Origin of the sequence: Photobacterium proteolyticum (genome assembly GCF_001939735.1) — a bacterium.
GTDB classification, from domain to species: Bacteria; Pseudomonadota; Gammaproteobacteria; order Enterobacterales; family Vibrionaceae; genus Photobacterium; species Photobacterium proteolyticum.
Genome location: NZ_MJIL01000043.1, coordinates 1 through 18,394 on the forward strand (window position 1 = coordinate 1; position 18,394 = coordinate 18,394).

The window sequence follows — 18,394 nt, forward strand, 5'->3', positions numbered from 1 at the left end:
TCACTCAGTTCACTGATAAATCTTTTGACTAATCATTTCACGAGTGCCCACACAGATTGCATGGTCAAATTGTTAAAGAACAGACTGACTTATCGTTGCTGGCTTAGCGCCTTGCTCCGTGTCAGTGAGGTCGCATTATAGAGACTTCGATCACGTTGGCAAGGGGCTTTTTGAAATAAATCTGTCATTTTAGCTTAAGCGCGCAATTATCGAACAATCACGCACTTTTTGATGCAAATCACACCATGGCTTCGCTATTCTCATCTATATAAATAAGAAAAGGTCACTGTCATGCCATCTTCATTACGCCCCTATAAGGGAATTTACCCGACACGTGCTAATAATGTGTACGTTGACGACTCAGCAGTGTTAATCGGCGATATTCTATTAGAGGATGACGCCAGCATTTGGCCTTTGGTTGCCGCGCGCGGCGATGTAAACCACATCCGCATTGGTGCCCGTACCAATGTACAAGATGGTTCGGTGTTGCATGTTACTCGTAAATCAACGGAGACCCCACATGGCCACCCGTTAATTATAGGCGATGATGTGACAATCGGTCACAAGGCAATGTTGCATGGTTGTCAGGTCGGGAACCGGGTATTAGTCGGCATGGGCGCAATTTTACTCGATGGCGCTGTTATAGAAGATGATGTCATCATCGGAGCGGGAAGTTTAGTGCCGCCAGGGAAACGCCTGGCTAGCGGTTATTTGTATGTCGGCAGCCCAGTCAAACAAGCCCGTCCCCTCAGTGATAAGGAACGGGCTTTCTTGCCAGCTTCCGCCGACAACTATGTCCGGCTGAAAAACGAATATCTTGCCGAGCAATAATCAAGATTAGTTAATCTCGATATCCCCACCTTGATTGAACTCTTCATCTTCGATCATCGTCTCTGCCAACTCTTCCAAGTCAAAGCGGTTGGCAGCAAAGACACTAAGGATATCGGCTTCTTCGACCAGCGGTTGCGCCGCTTTTTTCTGAAGCCAGGAAAGGCTTACCCAACAAGTAATTAACGCCCCTGCCTGCTGGGCCGGAAAGTTAACCGCTTGTTTTTCGCTGTCCCACAACTGGATATCAGCAAATAATATATCTTGATTCATATTTATTCCTGCATTGCTCGGCGTAACTCATTTTTCACCTGCTTGGCTCCCGGGCGGATCCCCCGCCACAGCATAAAGCTCTCAGCCGCCTGGCCAACCAGCATACCCAGGCCATCTAATGTCTTGCCTGCGCCCAGATCTCGGGCCCACTGGTTGAAAGCCGTCAGCTTCGGGCCATATACCATGTCATAACAAGTCACAGCCGGCTTAATCAGTTTATCGGAAATACCTGGTAGCTGGCCGCTCAGTCCCGCTGATGTTGAATTGATGATCACATCAAAGTTTGGTTCTTCCAGCGCTTCCAGTGCCACGGCATCAATATTGCCATACCCTGAAAACAACTCGGCCAACTGCTCGGCTTTGGCCAATGTCCGGTTTGTCACGACCAGCAGTTCGGGCTGTTGCGCCAGAATAGGCAAAATCACCCCTCGAGCAGCACCACCAGCCCCGATTAACAGAATGCGTTTACCGGCCAGCTCTACTTGGTTTTGCAGCAGATCCTGCACTAAGCCTTCACCATCGGTGTTATCACCCAGAATCACACCATCATCCAGCTTCTTCAACGTATTCACAGCGCCCGCCAATTTAGCCCGCTCCGTCAATTGAGAAGCATACTGATAGGCATCTTCTTTAAAGGGAGCCGTAATATTGCAGCCGCGGCCACCTGAAGCAAAGAAGTCATCAGCAGCAGCCTTAAAACCATCAACAGGTGCAAGCTGTGCGGTATACGTCATGGCCTGAGCGGTCTGGCGAGCAAACAAAGTATGAATATAGGGGGATTTACTCTGGGCAATCGGATTGCCGAAAACAACGTACTTATCCATGTGGCTATGCATTCCAAATAAAACAGGGTCGATAAATCGACCCTATCATTGCTATATCACAAGCTCAAACGTTTCGTATTCTGTTACCACTCTCGCGGTTTGAGGTAATGTTGATACAAATCAGCCTCAGGCGTTCCCGGCTCTGGCTCGTAGCAATACTCCCAGCGGGCCAGCGGCGGCATGGACATCAAGATAGACTCTGTCCGGCCACCACTTTGAAGGCCAAACAAAGTACCGCGGTCATACACTAAGTTAAATTCAACATAACGCCCACGGCGATAAAGTTGAAAATTACGCTCTCGCTCACCAAACGGGGTAGGGTGGCGCTTTTCAACTATCGGCAGATACGCATCAATATAGCCATTGCCGACTGCCTGCATATAGCTAAAGCACTTTTCAAACCCCCATTGGTTGAGATCATCAAAGAACAATCCGCCAACACCGCGGGTTTCATTTCGGTGAGGCAAGAAGAAGTACTTGTCACACCATTCTTTATGCTGCTGATACACATCCTCGCCATAAGGGGCGCACAAGGCTTTTGCAGTATCGTGCCAGTGCTGGCAGTCTTCTTCGAAAGGGTAGAACGGGGTTAAATCAAAGCCACCGCCAAACCACCACACCGGGGCTTCACCTTCCTTTTCGGCGATAAAGAAACGGACATTGGCATGCGAGGTAGGCACATAAGGGTTATTAGGATGAATAACCAGAGATACCCCCATTGCCTCAAAGCTACGCCCCGCCAGTTCCGGCCTGTGGGCCGTAGCCGATGCCGGCATTTTGGTACCGAACACATGAGAGAAGTTGACGCCGGCCTGCTCAAACACCAGCCCCTGGCGCAATACCCGGCTGCGACCACCACCGCCTTCCTTTCGCTCCCACTGATCCTGTTCGAAAACAGCCGTACCGTCTTGCTGTTCTACAGCCTGACAAATACGGTCCTGCAGATCTAACAGAAACGCCTTTACCGCTTGTTTGCTGACATCTTGCATATTGTTTTTATCCTTGGCGGAAAACTTCCCCTGTCTGGGCGTCACGGATCTCAGAAGGATTTTGTCGTCCTCCTGTCTCCCCTTGTAAAATAGCCGGTAAATACTGGCCTAACTTTTCTTTCACTTCTTCTGCGCTGCGTCCCGGCTCCTGTCCTGTCAGGTTAGCACTGGTTGAGGTCAGCGGCTTACCAAACTGGCGACATAACTGCTGCACCAGCGGATGATCGGTCACCCGAACGGCTATGGTAGAAAACTGGCCGGTAAGAAAACTCGGTACTCCGGCCTTGGTTGGCATCACCCAGGTAACCGGCCCCGGCCAGGAGGATTGAATCCGCTGCATTTGCTCGGCAGTTAGCTGGCTATCATCAACATAAGGCTTCAACTGCTCATAGTCGGCAGCAATCAAGATCAGCCCTTTTTCGACCGGGCGTTGTTTCAGTGCCAGAAGCTTCTGTACCGCTTGCTCATTATCGGGGTCGCACCCTACACCAAAAACCGCCTCGGTAGGGTAGGCAACAACCTCACCTTGCTGAAGGGCAGCAACTACTTGCGCTAAATTTTCCACATTATCCTCATTATTGATCCCAGCTGACGCCAGATTTAACCATCTGTTTACCTATTTTACCCACTCCAACCTCGCAACTCCATGCTCGTAACATAATGAGACAAAATCACTGACGCAAACGTTTTCCTTCTGAAAAAATCACCGTATAATGCGCGCAAAAGTATTCACGCCTTCATATTATGCAACCCAAAGGAGATAGGGATGAAAGTTGGGATTATCATGGGCTCCAAGTCTGACTGGCCAACCATGCAGCATGCAGCTGAAATGCTAGATCGCTTCAACGTACCTTATGAAACCAAAGTGGTTTCTGCTCACCGTACTCCACATCTACTTGCCGAATATGCCGAAACAGCCCACGAGCGCGGGATCAAGGTCATTATTGCCGGTGCCGGCGGTGCTGCACACCTTCCCGGCATGACAGCAGCTTTCACTAGCGTACCGGTACTGGGGGTGCCTGTTCAGTCCCGTGCACTCAAAGGGATGGACTCACTACTTTCTATCGTCCAGATGCCAAAAGGCGTCGCAGTCGGTACCCTGGCTATTGGTGATGCCGGTGCGGCGAATGCCGGCCTGTTAGCCGCGCAAATCATTGGCACCCAGGATGCCACAGTGATGGCCGCCGTTGATGCGTTCCGCAAAGAACAAACCGACACAGTGTTGGACAATCCAAATCCAGCAGAGGATGCATAATGAAGGTTTTGGTACTTGGAGCCGGACAACTGGCGCGTATGATGGCACTGGCCGGGGCTCCGTTAAATATCGAAGTCTTCGCCTACGATGTCACCAGCGGTCATGTGGTCCACCCACTGACTCAGCAGCTAATGATGAAAGGGCTGGATACCGCCATCACCTATGCCAATGTCATTACCGCAGAGTTTGAGCATATCCCGCATGATATTCTTGACGCCTGTGCTGCCAGCGGAAAATTTCGACCGACCACCGAGGCCATCAAGGCTGGCGGTGACCGCCGTCTGGAAAAACACCTGCTTGATCGCGCTGGCGTTGCCAATGCAAAGTACCAACTCGTCAACACCCGTGACGATCTAGAGCGTGCCATCGACACGGTCGGACTTCCTATGGTGCTAAAGAGTGCCCTGGGCGGATATGACGGGAAAGGGCAGTGGCGCCTAAAATCCCAGGATGATGTTGAGCCTGTCTGGCAAGAGATAAGCAACTTCCTCGAAGAAACCCCTGATCAGGCGATTGTTGCCGAAGAATTCGTCTCGTTTGACCGCGAGGTCTCGCTGATCGGTGCCCGTGGCAAGAACGGCGAGATCGCCATCTATCCACTGACAGAAAATATTCACAGTAACGGTGTTCTCAGCCTGTCGGTTGCACAAGAAGGAAACCGCGAGCTGCAAGCCCAGGCTGAAACCATGTTCCGGGCACTGGCCGAGTCGCTCGACTACATCGGGGTACTGGCCATTGAGTTCTTTGATGTGGGCGGCAAGCTACTGGTCAATGAAATTGCTCCCCGAGTCCACAACTCCGGTCACTGGACCCAGCAAGGTGCTGAAACCTGCCAGTTCGAGAACCACCTCAGAGCCGTATGCAACATGCCGCTAGGCGATACAAGTCTGCTGCGCCCAACAGCTATGGTCAACATCCTCGGCGAAGACACATTGCCAGATACGGTGATGGAACAAGCGCAATGCCATATTCACTGGTATGGCAAAGAAAAACGTCCCGGACGAAAAATGGGCCACATCAATGTCTGCGCCAGCTCCACGGCAGATCTGAAAACCACATTGGAAACTCTCGCCGATCAATTAGATCCCGTCGCTTTTCCTGCTGTTCGCTATTAGGCAGCCGATACACCCCAATACTAAAAAAGCCAGCATCAGCTGGCTTTTTATATCAATAACCGTTTCTTAATCTTGATAGGCATGACACTTTCTGTCGGCACACTGGTACTTCACACCACTAGCCAGTTTCTTCTCAATCAGCAAGCCAAATCCACAAGCCTGGCACTGGCCTGCAACCGGCTTGTTATTCACTGCAAAGCGGCAGCCCGGGTATTGATCACAGGCATAAAACAGTTTTCCGTAGCGAGACTTACGCTCCATAAGGTGCCCCTTGCCACATTGCGGGCAAGTCAGCTTGGTATCCTCAGCCTTTTTCTCGGGCGATTCGATATGCTGACAGTCCGGATATCCCGCGCAGCCAATGAACATGCCATATCGCCCCTGGCGAAGCAGCAATTCGTCACCGCAATCCGGGCAGGGTTTGCCCAAGTATTTCACCACATGGCCATCATTGTGGTTCAGCGACTTGATGTAGTCGCACTCGGGATAACCAGAACACCCGAGAAAAGGACCGCGTTTGCTATTGCGGATAACCAGCTCCGCCCCACACTGGGGACAGCTCTGCTCCTGCTCCAACGCATGCTCATGAGCTGAAAACAATTGATCGTTAATTTTACCAGTCATACAACTCTTTATTCGCCAGCCAGAGAGGAGTCAATTAGTGGATATACCCGTCTTCCGCACCGTATAAAAGCTCTTCCATCTGACTATAGGCACTTTCATTGCCAGGCGCATTAAACAGCACCATCAAAATAATCCACTTCAGATCATCTAGGGCAAACTCAGAGGTTTCCAGCTCCATCACACGGTCAATAACCATCTCACGGGTATCGCCACTCAGTACATGGATCTGCTCAAGATAAGTAAGGAAGCCGCGGCAGGTAATATCCAGCCGAGCCATCTCCTGGGCGGTGTATACACGAATAGAAGTGACAGCACTGTTATTCATGTAAGGGGTATTCTCGGTGTCTTGCAATGCAGCCAGCTTCTCTAACCATGTCAGAGCTTTATAGATATCGTCCTGATGAAAGCCTGCACGCAGAAGTTCGTCTGAAAGTTCGTCCTGATCAACCAGCAACTCCACATCGCTGTGGATATAGGTTTCAAACAGGTACATAAGGATATCCATCATAACTAGCCCCTCCTCGTTCTGATATAGCCACCGGGCACTGTAGTGACAACACCTTGCAATTCTAATTCCAACAATTGCATCATAACTTCATGTACGGGTTGTTTACAGCGTTCAGCAACTACATCTACGGGTGTTGCTTCATTGCCTACGTTAGCCAACACCGATGAAAATGGCAATTCCTCATTTTCAGGTTGCGGTAACGATGAGTCTAACTGGTTGTTTTTCACACACTCCGTCAGCGTACCAACCTCTTCAAAAATATCGACCGGGCTTTCTACCAATTTAGCACCAGATTTAATTAATGCATTACATCCTCGGCTTCCCGGTGAATGAATCGACCCGGGAAGGGCAAAAACTTCCCGCCCTTGCTCCAGTGCGTAACGCGCTGTGATTAATGAACCGCTTCTTTCGGCAGCCTCTATCACTAATACGCCAACGGACAACCCGCTGATCACTCGATTACGGCGGGGAAAATTTTGCGGGCGCGGTTTTTCATCCGGCCAGAACTCCGACACCAAGGCGCCTTGCTCGATAATTTTGCCTGCTAACTCCCGGTGGCGGGCAGGGTAAATCTGTTCCAGTCCCGAGCCCAACACCGCAACAGTCGCCCCACCATTTTTTAATGCTCCGTAGTGCGCCTGCCCATCGACACCAAGCGCCAGACCGCTGGTGACAACATAATTAGCGGCGACCAGCGATGCAGCAAATTCATAGGCCGATTCACGACCATCAATACTGGCTGAACGACTGCCAATCACGGCTACCTGAGGTTCATGCAGCCAATGAGGTTCACCACGAACAAATAATAGGGGAGGGGCCGATGCTATTTCTCTCAGCAATGGCGGATAACCGGGCGAGTCCAGCGTCAAGATGGTATGCCGGTCGCATTCGGCCCACTCCAGACAACGTTCAATACGCAGGTACTGCGGCCGGAGCAAACTGGATACCTGCTTAGGCTTGAGTCCGATAGCCTGGAGTTGTTCGGCTGACATCCGGCAAAGCTGCTGTGGCGTTGCATGTTGCAGTAACTGACTGATACGGTTTCCCCCCAGATACGGCACTGCAGCCAGGGTTAGCCAACTCTCGAGATCACTCATCATAGCGGCGCATCGTTAGCAGGCGGTGGCAAGGCCAGTACGGTTGGCACAAAAGGTTCAGTCGCCTTCATGACTACTGCCAGGCTAAAGTGCTCATACGGCCGGATCACCATGACCTCCCCAAGCCCGATCTTGCTCAATGGATACTGATTGCTGATATAACGACTGCTTTTGTACTGATACCCGCCTTTGTCACCTTCCACCACAGCGCCGGACAGATACAGACGAAAGACATTACCCGCCGATACATTGTCCAGGTGACCGCGATCGATCACGACAACATCCGAGACGGCAATATAGCTCTGGTTGTCGAAGTGGCCTAACAGCATCGCCCGGATATCCCGTGGCGGCTCGGAGGGAACAAAACTGAGCGAGCCTTGCGTGCGGGACACAGACGCTGGAAGCAACACATCATTTTGACGGAGTTCCTGGCGAAATGACTCGAGACGGACCTGGCTGAGCTCCTCTGTTGTTCCAACGACGGTTACCTTGGCAATTTCTTTCAACCCCCTGACCGGATCGATATCCTCTCCCTGTGATAGCTGCCGGGTAAATACCTTGCCGGGTCGATACACCCGCCACTCACCAGGCTCCAACACCGAATCAACCCATATTGTATCGCCGGGTGACATGTAACTCTTTTCCTTGCTGTCCCCCAGTACTCTCGGCAAGCGCTCGACATCGCCCGAAGCCAACAGCTGGTGTTCGGCCAGATAGGGCAATAACACCGATGCCTGCAAGATCGTGATCGGCGATCGTTTGATCCGGATACTCGGTGAGAGCTTGACCACCTTTTTCTTCAGCAGGTGAGGCTGGCCATTGCGCCAGACTAGACGCAGCTGATCTCCGGGATAAATCAAATGCGGATTATCAATATAGGAATTGGCCTGCCATAGCTTGGGCCACAGCCACGGGTTGGCGAGGAAACGGGCAGAGATATCCCATAAGGTATCGCCTTCTTTGACGGTATATTCCGACGGCGCGCTGGCTATTACCTCTGGCTGAGAAGCATTGGCCCAGCTCAACACCGGCAGGATTAGCCCCCAGAGCAACACAAACAGCCTCACGCATTATCCTCCCGAAACATACACTTATAATCACTACCCATTAAAAAGTGGCACCTCTGACAACTGGTGTCTACGGCTGCCAGCAGCAATGGCACTGTTTTTCGGCGCACTTCACTGCCAACGGCCTCGCTTTACACCCGGGCACGCGTGATTGTGCTCCCGGCAGACAGTTTTGCGGAAAGATGAAAGCTCAAGAGTGCAAACATTCGTTGCCAATCAGCAAGACTCGCATCATCTAATCCCGTCAGGTGCTATTATTTGCGCTTTAAAATGACTAGAATTAGAGCAAATAAGCTACGTTAGTTTTCAGCACTGTCTATTTTTACGAGTACCTATGTCTGTATTGCAAGTATTAACATTCCCTGATGAGCGCCTGCGCACCGTCGCCAAACCTGTTGAAGCCGTAACACCTGAGATCCAAAAAGTTGTCGATGACATGCTGGAAACCATGTACGACGAAGAAGGCATAGGCCTCGCAGCGACTCAGGTTGATATCCATCAGCGTATCGTCGTGATCGATATCTCTGAAGAGCGCAATCAGCCAATGGTACTGATCAATCCTGAGATCACCGAAAAGCGCGGTGAAGACGGGATTGAAGAAGGCTGCCTGTCTGTTCCGGGTGCACGAGCACTTGTGCCGCGTGCCGCGGAAGTATCCGTCAAAGCCCTTGACCGCGACGGTAAAGAATTCACTTTCGACGCTGATGATTTACTCGCTATCTGCGTTCAGCACGAGCTGGATCACCTAGCCGGCAAACTGTTTGTTGACTACCTGTCGCCTCTGAAGCGTCAGCGCATCAAGCAAAAGCTAGAGAAAATTAAGCGTTTCAACGAAAAGAACCAATAATCGAGGTTACCTTGAGCAAACCGTTACGTATTGTATTTGCTGGTACCCCAGACTTCGCCGCCCGTCACCTGGCGGCGTTGTTGTCTTCACAGCATGATGTTATTGCGGTGTACAGCACACCAGACCGCCCAGCGGGGCGTGGTAAGAAACTCACAGCAAGCCCAGTGAAAAATCTGGCGCTTGAGCACGATATTCCAGTTCACCAACCAGAAAACTTCAAGTCAGACGAAGCAAAGCAAGCACTTGCTGATCTCAACGCTGACATCATGGTCGTTGTAGCTTACGGTCTATTGCTACCACAAGCGGTACTGGATACCCCGAAGCTGGGTTGTATCAATGTTCACGGTTCAATCTTGCCGCGCTGGCGTGGTGCCGCCCCGATCCAACGCTCAATTTGGGCGGGTGATGCCGAAACTGGCGTAACCATCATGCAGATGGATATCGGTCTTGATACCGGTGATATGTTGAAGATTGCGTCACTGCCAATCGAAGCCAACGATACCAGCGCCACCATGTATGAAAAACTGGCCGAGCTGGGACCGGATGCACTGGTTGACTGTCTGGCCGATATCGCGGCAGGTACCGCCGTACCCGAAAAGCAAAATGATGAGCTGGCCAACTACGCCAAGAAGCTCAGCAAAGAAGAGGCCAAAATCGACTGGTCGATGGACGCAGCTGCTATTGAGCGCTGTATCCGTGCCTTTAATCCTTGGCCGATGAGCTACTTTGCGGTTGCCGAGCAAAATGTCAAAGTGTGGCGAGCCGAAGTTGAAACCGACAACCAGGACAAAGCACCGGGCACCATCCTCAGTGCCGACAAGCAAGGCATCCTGGTTGCGACGGGGGAGGGCGCACTGCGTCTGGTCGAGCTGCAACCTCCGGGCAAAAAAGCCATGAAGGTGCAAGATTTACTCAACTCGCGCCGTGACTGGTTCGAGCCCGGTACCGTACTGTAATAACCCAAGCCAGTGCTTGCACTGGCTTTTCTTTTCCGCCAACGGAATCGAAACTATTCTGCCGCAGACATACCCGGTGAAGCATCGCGGTATGTCGACGGAAACAACTTCAGGAAATACGAATGAATGTAAGAGCCGCTGCAGCCAAGGTGGTCTATCAGGTTGTTGATCAGGGCCAATCCCTTTCTAACGCTCTGCCTGCTGCCCAGCAAGATATCAGAGAACGTGACCATGCCCTGTTACAGGAAATCTGTTATGGCGTACTGCGCTGGCTTCCTCGCCTGGAATCTGTCACCAACCAGCTGATGGACAAACCTCTCAAAGGCAAGCAACGGGTTTTCCATCACCTGATCCTTGTCGGCCTGTACCAGCTCGGTTACATGCGTATTCCGGCCCATGCCGCCGTGGCCGAAACCGTCAATGCCACCAAGAACCTGAAAAAGCCTCAGCTTCGCGGTTTGATCAATGCTGTCCTTCGCAACTACCAGCGCCAGCAAGACAGCCTTGACGAGCAATCACTCAGCCATGATGCCGGCAAATACGGCCACCCAGGCTGGCTGCTTAAACTGTTACGACAAAGCTATCCTACGCAATTCGAATCCGTCGTAGAGGCCAACAACACCAAGGCGCCAATGTGGCTACGCGTCAACCGCCGTCACCATAGCCGCGATGAATACCGTGAGCTATTGGATGCCGAAGGCATTGCCACCGACCTCCATCCCGAGGCCCAGGATGCCCTTCGCCTGCACCAGCCGTGTGATGTCAGCAAACTACCTGGTTTTGCCGATGGTTGGGTTTCGGTGCAGGATGCAGCGGCCCAGCTGTCTGTCGAATACCTCGCCCCGCAAGCCGGCGAGCTTATCCTAGACTGCTGCGCGGCCCCCGGCGGCAAAACGGCCCATATCATGGAGCGCCAGCCTGAGACTCAGGTCGTTGCTATCGATTGTGACGACAACCGCCTCAAGCGGGTCCATGACAACCTGCAACGCCTGAAACTCGATGCCAAGGTACTGTGTGCCGATGCCCGCTACCCGGAACAGTGGTGGCAGGGCGAACAGTTCGACCGCATTTTGCTGGATGCCCCTTGCTCGGCCACCGGGGTGATCCGACGCCACCCTGACATCAAGTGGCTGCGCCGTGCCGATGACATTGAGGCGTTGGCCCAGTTGCAGGCCGAAATTGTCGATGCCATGTGGCAGCAGCTCAAGCCTGGCGGGACCCTGGTGTATGCAACATGCTCAATCACCCCGCAGGAAAACAGCGAGCAGGTAAAAGCTTTCCTTGGCCGTACCAGTGATGCAGAGCTCATTGACAGCGACCCGGCCCAACCCGGTCGCCAGATCCTTCCCGGCGAGCACGATATGGACGGTTTTTACTACGCCGTCATACGTAAAGCCCTAATATAAAAAACTAAGTCCTTCGAAATCAGAGGTTATGAATGTAGCCTCTGACAAGAAACGTAGTAATCTAGGCAGAAAAGAATCATCAGGCATATGCTATGAAAATTATCATCCTTGGCGCAGGTCAGGTCGGTGGCACACTGGCGGAAAACCTGGTCGGCGAGAATAACGACATCACCATCGTCGACAAAGATCCCGAGCGTCTTCGAGAATTGCAGGACAAATACGATCTGCGAGTAGTACAAGGTTTTGCCAGCCACCCCCGTACCTTACGGGAAGCCGGTGCGCAGGATGCCGACATGCTGGTTTCGGTCACCAACTCCGACGAAACCAATATGATTGCCTGCCAGATTGCCTTCACCCTGTTTAATACCCCGAACAGGGTCGCACGTATTCGCTCTCCGGAATACCTGAAAGAAAAAGAGCACCTCTTCCAGTCCGATGCCGTGCCCGTCGATCACCTCATCGCTCCGGAGGAGCTGGTCACCGGCTATATCGAACGCCTGATCGAATACCCGGGCGCCCTACAGGTCGTCGGCTTTGCCGAAGACAAAGTCGGCCTGGTTGCCGTCAAAGCCTACTATGGCGGTCCGCTGGTAGGTAATGCCCTGTCTGCACTGCGCGAACATATGCCGCACGTCGATACCCGTGTTGCCGCGATTTTCCGCCAGGGGCGACCAATCCGCCCACGTGGAACCACCATTATCGAAGCCGATGACGAGGTCTTCTTCGTTGCAGCCAGCAACCATATCCGATCGGTAATGAGTGAGCTGCAGCGACTGGAGAAGCCCTACAAACGCCTGATGATCGTCGGCGGGGGTAACATCGGTGCCGGTCTGGCCCGCCGCCTGGAGCAGACCTACAGCGTCAAGCTGATCGAGCGTAATCCAGAACGGGCAGAAAACTTGTCCGAGATGCTGGAAAATACCATAGTCTTCTGTGGTGATGCCTCGGATCAGGAGCTGCTGAGCGAAGAGCATATCGAGCAAATCGATGTCTTCATTGCCGTGACCAACGACGACGAAGCCAACATTATGTCGGCGATGCTGGCCAAGCGGATGGGGGCCAAGAAAGTCATGGTGCTGATCCAGCGCGGGGCCTATGTCGATCTGGTACAGGGCGGTACCATCGATATTGCCATCTCGCCGCAGCAGGCAACCATCTCGGCACTCCTTACCCATGTGCGCAAAGCCGATATTGTCAACGTCTCGTCACTACGCCGCGGGGCGGCTGAAGCTATCGAGGCCATTGCCCATGGTGACTCGAGCACCTCGAAAGTGGTCGGCAAGGCTATCGGTGATATCAAACTGCCACCGGGCACGACCATTGGTGCCGTGGTTCGTGGTGACGAAGTTCTGATCGCCCACGACCGAACCGTTATCGAGCAAGATGATCACGTTGTGATGTTCCTGGTCGACAAGAAATATATCCCAGACGTAGAGCGCCTGTTCCAACCTAGTCCGTTCTTCCTGTAAAAAATTATGGTCAATTACCGTCCCATTTTATTTGTTATAGGGCTGGTCTTATCCAAGATCGCCCTATTCATGTATGTCCCCACTCTGGTGGCCTTCTTTACCGGCACCGGTGGTTTCATCGACTTTGCTACTGCCGTCCTGCTCACCCATTCGGTGGCTTTTCTGTGCCTGACGTTTGGCCGTACGGCTGAGTTCAAACTGGGGGTCAGGGAGATGTTCCTGATCACCACCTTCGTGTGGACCATTGCCAGCGCATTCGCCGCACTGCCGTTTGTATTCATCAACCATATCAGTTTTACCGATGCCTATTTCGAGACCATGTCGGGGATCACCACCACCGGCTCCACCGTACTCAGCGGGCTCGACACTATGGCCCCGAGCATTCTGCTGTGGCGTTCCACCCTGCAGTGGCTCGGCGGGATCGGGTTTATCGTCATGGGTGTAGCCATCCTGCCGATGCTCAACGTCGGTGGTATGCGGCTGTTCCAGACCGAATCGTCAGACTGGTCGGATAAAAGCTCGCCGCGAACCAAGAGCGTGGCCAAAAATATCGTCAACGTCTACCTGATCCTGACCGGACTTTGCGTGATCGGCTACCAGCTCACCGGGATGAATACCTTCGATGCCATCAACCACGCGTTTACCACCCTGTCGACCGGCGGCTACTCAACGTCTGACGGCTCGATGAACCACTTTTCCAACAGTGCCCACTGGGTCGCGATCGTGTTCATGTTTGCCGGCGGCCTGCCGTTTTTGCTGTTTGTCCAGGCTCTGCGCAAGAAAGAACCGACGGCCTTGCTGAGCGATGCCCAGGTACGTGGCTTCACCCTGCTGGTGTTCTCCGCCGGGCTGGCCGTCGCCCTGTGGCTGACCTGGCAGCTCGACTACCGTTTTATCGATGCCTTCAGGGTGTCGCTGTTCAATATTATCTCGGTCGTAACCACCACCGGCTTCGGACTGGAAGACTTTACCGCCTGGGGCCCGTTCCCGACGATTATTTTTGCCTTCATCATGCTGGTCGGCGGCTGCTCCGGCTCAACAGCCGGCGGGGTCAAGATTTTCCGCTTCCAGGTAGCGTTTGCCCTGCTACGCAAGCAGATGATGCAGCTTATCCATCCGTCCGGCGTCTTCATCCAGCGCTATAACGGCCGACCGGTCACAGACGGTATCGTCCGCTCTGTGGTGGCCTTCGCCTTAACCTTCATCATTACCATTGTGATTGTTGCCGCACTCCTTGGCATGATGGGACTCGATGCCATCACTAGTATTACCGGGGCGGTAACCGCAGTCGCCAATGTCGGACCGGGAATGGGAGAGGTCATTGGCCCGACCGGCAATTTTGCAACCTTGCCGGATATGGCCAAATGGACCCTGAGCTTTGGCATGTTGATGGGAAGGCTGGAGATCCTGACCGTACTGGTGGTCTTCTTCCCGGCCTTCTGGCGTAACTAATTACCCGCAGAGACCAATTACCTGCAGAAACCAAAAGAGAGCCTAAGGCTCTCTTTTTTCTATCGGCTGTATGCGCCCTAGACTGGTGTCACATAATAATAGACGGCCAAAAAGTGGCACACCGTTCCGCCCAGCACAAACAGATGCCAAATCGCATGGTTATAAGGCAGACGATCATTGACGTAAAAGATAACCCCCAGCGAATAAATCACCCCGCCGAGCCCCAGCAGCACCAACCCGCCTGTCGATAGCGACAGCGCCAGCGGGTAAACCGCCACCAGCGCCAGCCATCCCATCACCAGGTAGGTTGCCAGCGACAAACGCTTGAACCGATAGACAAAGGCTATCTTCAGCACAATACCAGCCAATGCTATGGTCCAGATCACGGCCATCAGGCCAATAGCCAGCGGTGTGCGCAGCGAGATCAGCAGGAAAGGGGTATAGGTACCGGCGATCAGCAAATAAATCGCGCAGTGATCAAAAGTTTTGAGCGCGCGCTTGGCCCGCTCAAACGGAATGGCGTGATACAGCGTCGATGCCAGATAGAGCAAAATCATACTGCCGCCATAGATGCTCAGGCTGGTAATGCTCAGCGCATCCGCATTGGCCTCAATGGCCTGGTTGAGCAACAATACCAGGCCCACGATGCCGAAAATCATGCCCAAGCCATGGCTCACGCTGTTTGCCACTTCTTCTGCCACAGAATATCCGGGGTCTGACGCCATACTCTTAGCCATCCGCAGTTGTCCTTACTAGAGTTAAAACTCAATAGATAGCTAGTATGGCACAGTTTAGCTTACAGGTGTAAGCTGAAATTTCAATTCAGCCTCGGTTCGACGCAAGCCGCATGGATTAGCCCCAGCGTTCTTGTCAGGTCGCCTGATCAAGATAGTCGAGTATCATCTCTCCCGCCTGTTGCGGACAGGTCGTGGCCGGCACATGGCATTGCCGCTTGAGCTCGCCACGACCGAGGAAACCAGATAGCATGCCGGACAAACCATTCAGTCGCCGGTCGACCTCGAACCATAGCTGCAGGCCGTCGCTGTCGCGGTAGGCAACGACTTCCAATTCTCGCCAGCGGCCATGAAACGGGCCGGACACCGGCACAAACTCAAACTCCTGGACAAAAGGCAGCTCAAACCCGTCAGCCGCCTCGCACTCGACCTGCCGGATCCGCAGGCCGGCTTGCTCCAGCGCGGTAAACACGCCATCCATCAAAGGATCCGGGCGCACCGTCAAGATATCTTTATCCTTGGGATCGAATGCCAGCGGAATATCCAGATGGGTTTCCAGCCAGACCTTGGCATCTCCGATGGTGATAGGCGTATTAAACGGCAGTGCCAGTTCGGCGTCGAACAGGCGTTCCTCACCGACTTCAATGGTAAACGCCTCAGGCAAAGACCAGGTGGCCAGCGTGCAGGTCTGGCTGACTTTCTCGGTGCGGTGCTGGCTGTCACCCCGGCTTGATGCCACTTCTTCTTCATAGCGGCAGCACAGGAACAAATGGATATTACTGACCGCCTGCGCAGTCTCTCCGCCATGAACATGGATAGACACAGGCAGGGCTTCTCCGGGGATCAACACGTCACGCTGCAAAACAGTATCAACTTTCGCCGCCCCAATCCCAAGGCTGGCGAGACTTTTCCGAAACAAAGACATAACGACTCCTCACTCCTGTAGCAAGCTATGAAACAGGTTTATAGTGCAGCGAATAGCATTATGCTGCAAGGAGTAACCGGAGATAAAACCAGGAACAAAAAGCGGAGCCTGGGCTCCGCTTCAAAAAGTCACTCGGTTTATTTCAGCTTATTTCAGCAATTCGATCGTTGCCTGACGGGCAGCCTCAGGATCCCGGGCCATAATGCCGTCCACTATCCGTTGATGAATGTCCAGTTTAAGCACCCGATCACGGGTGATGATTCTGAAGTAGCTTTCAAATACCGCCTTGAAGAGGTTACCGAACGGGCTGATAAAATGATTGCCCGAAGCAAAGTAAATCAGCTGATGATAGCGGGTATCGACTTCAATCCATTTTTCCTGATCAAACGTCTCGCCCAGTTTATACATCTCATCCATTAGCGACTGCAGTTCTTCACGATCCTCGTCGCTGGCATGAACGGCCGTCAGTGCCGCAGCCTCCGGCTCCAGGGTCATTCGAACCTGCTGGAATTCATTCACCAGTTCCGTATGATGATCGAAGCTCAGCCAGGCCAGCAAATCCTGATCCAGATAGTTCCAGTTGCGTTTCGGCAGCACCCGGGTACCGATCCGGGGGCGGGGAAGTACCATCCCCTTGGCCGCCAGCATTTTGATCGCTTCGCGAACCGCTGTCCGGCTCACGCCATACATTTCGCCCAATTCCACTTCTCCTGGCAAAATATCACCAGGAACCGTTTCTCCACGTAAAATCCGCTGGCCAATCGACTCTGCCAGTTTATAAGATAAATTACGGTTGGTGACCAACCGCTGCTGTTCCCGTTCCATTCAGTCCCTCCCGGGCTATTTTTTATAATAGTTGCCAGCTACGCGCATTAGACCACAAAGCTCCTGCCGAGAAACAGCTTATCTTCACAGATGCCGATTCAACTAACATTTTATTGCTTTAGACCCGCCGAATGCGGCCTGAAGCGCAATTTTTATTGGTTACTTTTCGCTCGACATCACAATAGGTTACTGCTATCCTCCCGGCGAAAAATATTCAACCAGACCAATATTTCCGCACAGGATCGGTTTTGCCAGCAAGAATAACTGCGGAGATATTTCGATTAATTTGGCCACGGATGCGCCTGACAATAGGTGAACCATGCGTCCAGCATCTCCCGTCAGGTATGTAAGTACCCATCGTAGTCCCTCTCGTTTGCGTGCAACCTCCCATGCGCCGACATTCAAGGCCAGGAAAGCGCCACAGCATGTCGCCGAGGTCCATACAATAACGACTGCAGAGCCCGTCATTGCCCAGCAATGTGCTGATAACGAGCAGGCAGCATAGACTCACTGCGTTCAATAGCAAAGACAGCCCTCTGCGGCTGTCTTTTCTTTTGGTGCCGGTGTTGCATCCCGTTTGTATCGTTGCCGGGTTTGGGGTAATTTACCCACAATAAAATTATGATTATAGAATCAAAATAGATTCACTCGGCCTAACTTGTGGAGAAAGAAATGAAAACCCATCGCGTCAACGAACTGATTGAACTATTGCATCCTGAATGGCAGAAAGAACCGGATCTCAACCTGGTCGAGTTTCTGCTCAAGCTGGCTGAGGAAGCAAAATATGAGGGCAAGCTGGAAGCACTTACCGATGATGTGCTGATTTACCACCTGAAAATGCGCAACAGTGACAAGGAGGAAATGATCCCGGGCATCGCCAAAGACTGTGAAGACGACTTTAAAACCGCCATCCTGCGCGCACGCGGCATCATCAAGTAACCGCGACGGTTAACCCCAACCTTTCCCGATGGCCGAGCCTGATGCTCCAGCGTTCGGCTATCAGAGTCCTTCTGTTATACCCCGCCAGCACCCTATCTGTATCTGTTTCTCAAACTATGACCTTGTTAGAGTTATAACAAAATCGTCTGTAATATAATCAGCTGATAACATCTGTTCGCTAATTACAACATTATCGGTCAGGCAATGTACCTGCCGACGCCCCTAGCTATATTTAAAAATATGGGGTAACCCAAGGAAAGT

General features: G+C 52.6%; 21 protein-coding genes. 10 read left to right on the top strand and 11 right to left on the bottom strand.

Annotated features, from left to right (window positions below; translation table 11 throughout):
* The first annotated feature begins 291 nt into the window (after window positions 1-291).
* Complete coding sequence (locus BIT28_RS02025; RefSeq protein WP_075761975.1) at window positions 292-831, top strand: gamma carbonic anhydrase family protein; 540 nt, start codon at window positions 292-294, stop codon at window positions 829-831.
* A gap of 6 nt (window positions 832-837) precedes the next feature.
* On the opposite strand, the gene BIT28_RS02030 is transcribed toward BIT28_RS02025, so the two are convergent.
* The 4 genes from BIT28_RS02030 to tsaC form a co-directional block, all read right to left on the bottom strand.
* Window positions 838-1,101 carry a DUF1488 family protein gene (locus tag BIT28_RS02030; RefSeq protein WP_075761976.1) on the bottom strand — a complete coding sequence of 88 codons (264 nt, stop codon included), beginning with the start codon at window positions 1,099-1,101 and terminating at the stop codon, window positions 838-840.
* Window positions 1,102-1,103: 2 nt separating this feature from the next.
* On the bottom strand, window positions 1,104-1,937 hold the full coding sequence (gene aroE, locus BIT28_RS02035) for a shikimate dehydrogenase (RefSeq protein WP_075761977.1): 834 nt from the start codon (window positions 1,935-1,937) through the stop codon (window positions 1,104-1,106).
* A gap of 71 nt (window positions 1,938-2,008) precedes the next feature.
* Complete coding sequence (gene hemF, locus BIT28_RS02040; RefSeq protein WP_075761978.1) at window positions 2,009-2,914, bottom strand: oxygen-dependent coproporphyrinogen oxidase; 906 nt, start codon at window positions 2,912-2,914, stop codon at window positions 2,009-2,011.
* Between the two features lie 7 nt (window positions 2,915-2,921).
* Complete coding sequence (gene tsaC / locus BIT28_RS02045; RefSeq protein WP_075761979.1) at window positions 2,922-3,479, bottom strand: L-threonylcarbamoyladenylate synthase type 1 TsaC; 558 nt, start codon at window positions 3,477-3,479, stop codon at window positions 2,922-2,924.
* A gap of 201 nt (window positions 3,480-3,680) precedes the next feature.
* Here tsaC and purE point away from each other — a divergent pair, with 201 nt between their 5' ends.
* Together purE and BIT28_RS02055 are read left to right on the top strand one after the other, a co-directional pair.
* Window positions 3,681-4,169 carry a 5-(carboxyamino)imidazole ribonucleotide mutase gene (gene purE / locus BIT28_RS02050; RefSeq protein ID WP_075761980.1) on the top strand — a complete coding sequence of 163 codons (489 nt, stop codon included), beginning with the start codon at window positions 3,681-3,683 and terminating at the stop codon, window positions 4,167-4,169.
* Window positions 4,169-5,284: a 5-(carboxyamino)imidazole ribonucleotide synthase gene (locus tag BIT28_RS02055; protein WP_075761981.1), complete on the top strand. Its 1,116-nt coding sequence runs from the start codon at window positions 4,169-4,171 to the stop codon at window positions 5,282-5,284. The genes purE and BIT28_RS02055 overlap by 1 nt, the downstream gene beginning before the upstream one ends.
* Before the next feature lie 66 nt (window positions 5,285-5,350).
* On the opposite strand, the gene BIT28_RS02060 is transcribed toward BIT28_RS02055, so the two are convergent.
* From BIT28_RS02060 to BIT28_RS02075, 4 genes are read right to left on the bottom strand one after another with little or no spacing between them, the layout of a single operon-like run.
* Entirely contained in the window at window positions 5,351-5,908 is a 558-nt protein-coding gene (locus BIT28_RS02060) for a DNA topoisomerase family protein (RefSeq protein ID WP_075761982.1), read from the bottom strand.
* Window positions 5,909-5,942: 34 nt separating this feature from the next.
* On the bottom strand, window positions 5,943-6,416 hold the full coding sequence (locus tag BIT28_RS02065; protein ID WP_075761983.1) for a DUF494 family protein: 474 nt from the start codon (window positions 6,414-6,416) through the stop codon (window positions 5,943-5,945).
* A 2-nt stretch (window positions 6,417-6,418) separates the two neighbouring features.
* Window positions 6,419-7,516 (bottom strand): DNA-processing protein DprA, encoded by a 1,098-nt coding sequence (gene dprA, locus BIT28_RS02070; RefSeq protein ID WP_075761984.1) that lies wholly within the window; start codon window positions 7,514-7,516, stop codon window positions 6,419-6,421.
* A complete protein-coding gene (locus BIT28_RS02075; protein WP_075761985.1) occupies window positions 7,513-8,580 on the bottom strand; it encodes a LysM peptidoglycan-binding domain-containing protein in 1,068 nt (355 codons plus the stop codon). Before BIT28_RS02075 ends, dprA begins: the two co-directional genes overlap by 4 nt.
* A 334-nt stretch (window positions 8,581-8,914) precedes the next feature.
* Between BIT28_RS02075 and def the strand changes: the two genes are divergently transcribed.
* From def to BIT28_RS02100, 5 genes are all read left to right on the top strand, one after another.
* Window positions 8,915-9,427: a peptide deformylase gene (def, locus tag BIT28_RS02080; protein ID WP_075761986.1), complete on the top strand. Its 513-nt coding sequence runs from the start codon at window positions 8,915-8,917 to the stop codon at window positions 9,425-9,427.
* 11 nt (window positions 9,428-9,438) lie between these two features.
* Window positions 9,439-10,383, top strand: a complete 945-nt coding sequence (gene fmt / locus BIT28_RS02085; protein ID WP_075761987.1) for a methionyl-tRNA formyltransferase — start codon at window positions 9,439-9,441, stop codon at window positions 10,381-10,383.
* A 116-nt stretch (window positions 10,384-10,499) separates the two neighbouring features.
* The gene (gene rsmB, locus BIT28_RS02090) at window positions 10,500-11,789 is read left to right on the top strand and encodes a 16S rRNA (cytosine(967)-C(5))-methyltransferase RsmB (RefSeq protein WP_281251544.1); all 1,290 of its coding nucleotides are present in this window, start codon (window positions 10,500-10,502) and stop codon (window positions 11,787-11,789) included.
* Between the two features lie 92 nt (window positions 11,790-11,881).
* Window positions 11,882-13,258, top strand: coding sequence for a Trk system potassium transporter TrkA (gene trkA, locus BIT28_RS02095; RefSeq protein ID WP_075761989.1), 1,377 nt, complete (start codon window positions 11,882-11,884; stop codon window positions 13,256-13,258).
* Window positions 13,259-13,264: 6 nt separating this feature from the next.
* Window positions 13,265-14,710 (top strand): TrkH family potassium uptake protein, encoded by a 1,446-nt coding sequence (locus BIT28_RS02100; protein ID WP_075761990.1) that lies wholly within the window; start codon window positions 13,265-13,267, stop codon window positions 14,708-14,710.
* Window positions 14,711-14,787: 77 nt separating this feature from the next.
* Here BIT28_RS02100 and trhA read toward each other — a convergent pair whose 3' ends face one another.
* From trhA to BIT28_RS02115, 3 genes are all read right to left on the bottom strand, one after another.
* Window positions 14,788-15,447 carry a PAQR family membrane homeostasis protein TrhA gene (trhA, locus tag BIT28_RS02105; RefSeq protein WP_075761991.1) on the bottom strand — a complete coding sequence of 220 codons (660 nt, stop codon included), beginning with the start codon at window positions 15,445-15,447 and terminating at the stop codon, window positions 14,788-14,790.
* A 133-nt stretch (window positions 15,448-15,580) separates the two neighbouring features.
* Window positions 15,581-16,369 (bottom strand): sporulation protein, encoded by a 789-nt coding sequence (locus BIT28_RS02110; protein ID WP_075761992.1) that lies wholly within the window; start codon window positions 16,367-16,369, stop codon window positions 15,581-15,583.
* 147 nt (window positions 16,370-16,516) lie between these two features.
* On the bottom strand, window positions 16,517-17,194 hold the full coding sequence (locus tag BIT28_RS02115) for a FadR/GntR family transcriptional regulator (protein WP_075761993.1): 678 nt from the start codon (window positions 17,192-17,194) through the stop codon (window positions 16,517-16,519).
* Between the two features lie 319 nt (window positions 17,195-17,513).
* Between BIT28_RS02115 and BIT28_RS02120 the strand changes: the two genes are divergently transcribed.
* Together BIT28_RS02120 and BIT28_RS02125 are read left to right on the top strand one after the other, a co-directional pair.
* Window positions 17,514-17,699, top strand: coding sequence for a hypothetical protein (locus tag BIT28_RS02120; RefSeq protein WP_075761994.1), 186 nt, complete (start codon window positions 17,514-17,516; stop codon window positions 17,697-17,699).
* A 167-nt stretch (window positions 17,700-17,866) separates the two neighbouring features.
* Complete coding sequence (locus BIT28_RS02125; protein WP_075761995.1) at window positions 17,867-18,133, top strand: YihD family protein; 267 nt, start codon at window positions 17,867-17,869, stop codon at window positions 18,131-18,133.
* Window positions 18,134-18,394: the final 261 nt, after the last annotated feature.